The 4,598-nt window shown below is 58.4% G+C and carries 7 protein-coding genes and 2 pseudogenes; 7 read left to right on the forward strand and 2 right to left on the reverse strand.

The genetic code is table 11. From position 1 onward, the window contains the following. The coding region (locus F3J08_RS16560; protein WP_166931805.1) for a hypothetical protein at nt 1–191 on the forward strand (191 nt) is incomplete at its 5' end. A gap of 28 nt (nt 192–219) precedes the next feature. On the opposite strand, the gene F3J08_RS16565 is transcribed toward F3J08_RS16560, so the two are convergent. After that, on the reverse strand, nt 220–516 hold the full coding sequence (locus F3J08_RS16565; RefSeq protein ID WP_166931808.1) for a DNA-binding transcriptional regulator: 297 nt from the start codon (nt 514–516) through the stop codon (nt 220–222). Nucleotides 517–1,528: 1,012 nt separating this feature from the next. On the opposite strand from F3J08_RS16565, the gene F3J08_RS16570 reads away from it, so the two are divergent. From F3J08_RS16570 to F3J08_RS16585, 5 genes and pseudogenes are all read left to right on the forward strand, one after another. Further along, entirely contained in the window at nt 1,529–1,732 is a 204-nt protein-coding gene (locus tag F3J08_RS16570) for a hypothetical protein (RefSeq protein WP_166931811.1), read from the forward strand. Next, nucleotides 1,729–1,920, forward strand: coding sequence for a hypothetical protein (locus F3J08_RS16575; protein ID WP_166931814.1), 192 nt, complete (start codon nt 1,729–1,731; stop codon nt 1,918–1,920). Before F3J08_RS16570 ends, F3J08_RS16575 begins: the two co-directional genes overlap by 4 nt. A 336-nt stretch (nt 1,921–2,256) precedes the next feature. Then, nucleotides 2,257–2,403: pseudogene (locus F3J08_RS17330) on the forward strand (helix-turn-helix domain-containing protein); the annotation flags it as partial. A 132-nt stretch (nt 2,404–2,535) separates the two neighbouring features. Next, the gene (locus F3J08_RS17335) at nt 2,536–2,766 is read left to right on the forward strand and encodes a hypothetical protein (RefSeq protein ID WP_240149425.1); all 231 of its coding nucleotides are present in this window, start codon (nt 2,536–2,538) and stop codon (nt 2,764–2,766) included. A 202-nt stretch (nt 2,767–2,968) separates the two neighbouring features. Further along, nucleotides 2,969–3,088, forward strand: a pseudogene (locus F3J08_RS16585) (Bro-N domain-containing protein); the annotation flags it as partial. 314 nt (nt 3,089–3,402) lie between these two features. Here F3J08_RS16585 and F3J08_RS16590 read toward each other — a convergent pair. Beyond that, nucleotides 3,403–4,059 carry a recombinase family protein gene (locus F3J08_RS16590; RefSeq protein ID WP_370458764.1) on the reverse strand — a complete coding sequence of 219 codons (657 nt, stop codon included), beginning with the start codon at nt 4,057–4,059 and terminating at the stop codon, nt 3,403–3,405. 303 nt (nt 4,060–4,362) lie between these two features. Here F3J08_RS16590 and F3J08_RS17050 point away from each other — a divergent pair. Further along, nucleotides 4,363–4,598: hypothetical protein (locus F3J08_RS17050; RefSeq protein ID WP_205207128.1), on the forward strand; the 236-nt coding region annotated here is incomplete at its 3' end.

Here is a 4,598-nt window from a genome sequence, read left to right on the forward strand (position 1 = left end):
ATACGCTACGTGTGGCCCTTGGGCAGATTGCGGAGCTTCAGGCCCTCCTCCTCGCAGCCAAGGACGAAGGCTCAGAGTATCGGGCCAAGCTGGCAGCGGCTGAGGCCCGCCTAGAGGTCCTTGAGGGGCTACAGAATAGGGCTGCCACGCCAGAACGTAGCCTGATCCAGAGACTGCTACGCCGTAGCTGATACGTTGGGGCGACGATGCCCCTACGGCCTAAGCCGCTCCTGCCAGAACTCGTTCGACAGCCTGAGGCTCGCGGTCGATCAGAAGTAAGAGCGTTCTGGCCGCCTTTTCTGGCTGGCGCCTGTGCTGCTCCCAATCCCGAACTGAAGCAGAGCTAAAGCCGTAACGCGCTGCAAAGGCGGCTTGGGATAGACCGGTACGGCGGCGGATTTGCGCGACCTCTACCGCAGCGGGCGGCTCCCAGACGCGCCCTGGCTCCATCCGGCCCGAGACAATCTCAACGGCCTCCTGCATGGACGCCAGCAGTTCGTCAGCGATGTTTGACATTCACGTTCTCCGTTTTACCTGTTCGACCAACGCAACCAGCGCCCGTTTCTGATCTGGGGTTAGATCGACCTGCTCATTCTTTCCGTAGATCAGCAGAGCCAGAACGGGGACGCGCTCACTCGCGACGTACCATATCACTCTGAAGCCCCCGCGCTTTCCGCGACCGGCCCCGCCGAAACGCATCTTACGAATGCCGCCCAGACCGGGGATCAAGTCTCCTGCCCTCGGATTATCGGCAAGCACGCGGATCAAATCGGCCCGTTCTTCTACGGTCAGAAGCGCGTCAGCACGGCGCGTGAAGATGGGCGTTTCGATTACCGAGTGCATTCCCCAACATACGGCAACGCCGCACACATATCAAGGGATTGCGCGGGGCCACGCCGTATCGTCAGCGTATCACCTTCGCATCACGGTAGTGACAGCGTGGTGTCAAAGTGGGGACACGGTGGAAGTGAAGATTTTGGTAACACACACAAATGCAGACTTTCAGTCTGTCATCATGCGCCGCCACGCCACCTATGCCGCACGATCACATAGCGCGTCGTCGTGTTCGTTCGCGTTGAGCGTGACGCAAAGCCGCGCAAGTCGGCGCGTAGGGCGTTTTCCAGACCCCCTAGGGTCTCCTAAACATTCCCTTCAAAAATCCCGCTAAAGGTCGTTCTTGTCGTAAGTAGGTCGGGCTTCTCCTGTGGAGTTTTCCCCTGAAATTTTGAGAGGGGTAGGGGGTCTTTCTGTGGGATCACAGGACAGACCGGCACCACCAGAGACCCCCTTTCGGGTCCCCTTCCGGGGCCTGACGACCAAGCTATGTAGGCATTAGAAGAAAAACGCCGTTCTGCTGTTTTCTTCGTCGGACAGGGCGACCGTGAAGCAGGTCCCTCAGGAAAAAACACCTAATTCTCCTCCGTTCCCGGTCAGTCAGACCCGGCGACGATTAGAATCGCCCACTAGAACAGCGCGCGCGCCGCCCGCTGCTCACCCTCCACAATCTTCCAACATGAAAGAAAACGCGATGAACGACGCCGTAGCTGCGCGCCTGACGTTTCGCATGACCGAAGCAGCGCGAAAGGATTTCGAACTGATCGCCGCCCACGTCCGCGACACCTCCGGGCGCAAGTTCGTGGATAGGTCTCTCGTGTTCCGATCGCTGATCGCGGATACCGCCGACCGAATTAGAAAAGGCTGCACAGCGGCACTGAAGGAGCCGACAGCATGACCGCTAAACGCGAGAACCCTGCATACCACGGCATCGAAGATAAGATGCTCACAAAGGTTCTGAACGGGATCAATGAAGAGGAAGAAGTGGGACCGATGGGCTGCCACCTCTGGATGGGCGCGCAAATGGGGGACGGGGACAGCGCCGCCCGCATGACTACAATCTTCCCGGCTGTCGAGCCTTCATGACTCACCTTGGCTTGGCGGTCGATGAAGGCGGCCTAGGCTAAGCGGTCCGTACCCTGAGGCAGCCTTTTTTGTGCCGGCGCAGCTCATCAAAGGAGGCGCTTAGCACAGCAAGGCTGGACACCGTGCGCCCTGGAGCGCATTCTCGGGCTTCAAACGAAGAACCCCCCGGAGTTGGAGCTCCGAGGGGTTCGAATCTCGCCACGACGCGGCGGGCAGGTGCAAAAGCGATTGAGCCCGCTTAGGCATCCGATAGGCAGATAATAGGTGTAGCCCCGAAGGGTTGCAACCAGTTCTGTCTGGGGAAGTGTCTCGCCGTCCAAAGATAGGACGCCTGCTATGACCTCTCCCACATTCTCAGCCCAGATCTGGACCCTGACCCAGGCCCACAAGATCACCGCCAGGACGCATCTCGTTCTCCAGGCACTCGCCAGCTTCGAGGGGCATCGCGGTCTTTTTCCTTCTCATGAGAGCATTGCAGCGCGGGCAGGATGCAGCACCAGGACGGTTATCCGATCCCTAGAGGCGGCCTACAGCCTCGGATTGGTCGAGCGGACCCGCCAGCGCATGAGACGGGCTGGGCGCGTCGTGAATGGCCCTAACCGGTATCGTCTGATCTTGGTCAGTCTTGAACAGGCCAAAGCGGCCGCTGCTTATGCAGCACAGCGTTTGAGAGAGGCCCTGGCCCGCAGAAAACTGCGGTTTTCTTCTAACTGCCAAAATGACAGCGGAACCCATTTTCAGAGAGATATCTTTCCTGAAAAGAAGCGCTCAAAAACCGAATGGCTCGAAATACTCGCAAAGGTCGATGCAGGTCTAACCCCAGAAGAGGCAGGATACCGAGCATAGCCCTAAGCGAACTCCTAACACCCTCTAATACGGTTAGCGTAGGCCTCAGTACAGCCTTCTACATGCCTTCTGGTGGGGTATGTAGCCAAAAACCCTACAGGCCGCTCCACGGGCTTCTGTGAGGCTCATGAAGGGTGGTCCAAGAATAGGCCATAAAGCGCGATGACAGAGACCGACCGCTATCCTCTCGGCGTGGCTTCGCGGCGTCCAGCAGACGACCATCATCAACGAGTCCGGCCTCTACTCACTCGTCCTCACCAGCCGTAAGCCAGAGGCCAAGCGGTTTAAGAAGTGGGTCGAGCTATTATTCCTACCCTTGGTGGGGCCTTGCAAAGGTGTCTGGAGAGATACCCTAACCAATGTTTAGGCCCCCACACTGTGAAGCGCCCCGCCATCTGATCCCTTACAGAAGAAGGAACAGAACAGCGGTATGCATCAGGCTTTCTAGGGCCGCGAACAACGGCGTCAGATGATCCACAAGGCGAGTGGCTGCTTCGAGTAGGCGAATGAAAGCTGTCATGCGATCCTCCTGAGTTGCTGACCTCAGAAGTTTCTCACAGGCGGATGTGAGTGCGTGCGGGGGCGCTCTTGACTGCTCTCAGATAAAGCCAGAATCGCGTCTGACCGGCGTTCTCCTCAGAGGAGCCTATGAAGGGCCGCGAGAGACAGCCTGTTCCCGCTGCTCTCCTCAAGCTGCGTCTGGATAGCCCTCAAGGCCTTCCCTTCAGCCCTCAAAGCCTTCGCAAGAGCAATCACCGACTGCTGTTCAGGGACCTCAGCCAATGCGCCATCCTCGGCGACCGCATAGCCATAGGGCACCTTGCCGCCCAGATAGCGCCCTCGCCCTCTCTGGTCAGCTTTCACCTGTGAAACCCTCTCCCTGATCCGGTCGCGCTCAGCCTCAGCCACGGCGGATAGGATCGTGAATACGAGCTTGCTGATTCCGTTGGCCGTTACGTCGCCTCCGAGGTCGATCATGTGAAGGCTGACCTTGCGGGCCTTCAGATCATCTAAGACCCCCAGCGCATCCACTGCTGATCGAAACATACGATCTAACTTGCTGGTAATCACCACGTCCCCGGCTTTCAGGGACGCCAGCAGCACCGCGCCTTCCTGTCGATTAGCCAGAGGGACAGAACCAGACACGCCCCGCTCAATGAAAACTCGATCAAGCGAAAGCCCAAGCATCATAGCATGACCGGCAATTTGCCTTTCCTGCACGGCAAGGCTCTCACCTTCATCGGCCTGCCTGATCGTGCTCACTCGGACATACCCGTAAACTGCCATGACCATACCCCCAGCAATTCTGTTCGCTTGTTCGCTTGCTGATTGAGGGTATAAATCTGTTCGCTAGTATTAGCAAGCGAACAAATGGGACAAATCACGGGTGACATCGGGTCCGCTGTGAGATGCCGTTGCGCGTTGCGTAGTCGCTACGGTGGCGGCTACGATGCCCCTACAGGGACCACGAGGGGCTACATGGCAGAGGAACGCGTAACGTATCAGCAGCTAGCCGATAGATGGGCTGTGACCGTCCCAGCAGCGAAGGCGCGAGTCCGTCGCTATAGGTGGCATCGACAAGCCGGAAACGATGGCATGGTAATCGTGACCATCCCGGACGGTAGCGACTACGTAGCCAAGCCGGTGCCCCTTAGAAACCCTGACAAAACCTCAGAACCGGCGAATGACGTATCCCCTACAGAGGATACGCTACGTGTGGCCCTTGGGCAGATTGCGGAGCTTCAGGCCCTCCTCCTCGCAGCCAAGGACGAAGGCTCAGAGTATCGGGCCAAGCTGGCAGCGGCTGAGGCCCGCCTAGAGGTCCTTGAGGG

The organism is Asaia sp. As-1742 (assembly GCF_011753235.1).
Classification (GTDB): Bacteria; Pseudomonadota; Alphaproteobacteria; order Acetobacterales; family Acetobacteraceae; genus Asaia; species Asaia bogorensis_B.

Excerpts from the sequence above, each read along its gene's own strand:
- F3J08_RS16565 (WP_166931808.1), bottom strand. The coding sequence starts at position 516 with ATGTCAAACATCGCTGACGAACTGCTGGCGTCCATGCAGGAGGCCGTT.
- F3J08_RS16570 (WP_166931811.1), top strand. The coding sequence starts at position 1,529 with ATGAACGACGCCGTAGCTGCGCGCCTGACGTTTCGCATGACCGAAGCA.
- F3J08_RS16575 (WP_166931814.1), top strand. The coding sequence starts at position 1,729 with ATGACCGCTAAACGCGAGAACCCTGCATACCACGGCATCGAAGATAAG.
- F3J08_RS16590 (WP_370458764.1), bottom strand. The coding sequence starts at position 4,059 with ATGGTCATGGCAGTTTACGGGTATGTCCGAGTGAGCACGATCAGGCAG.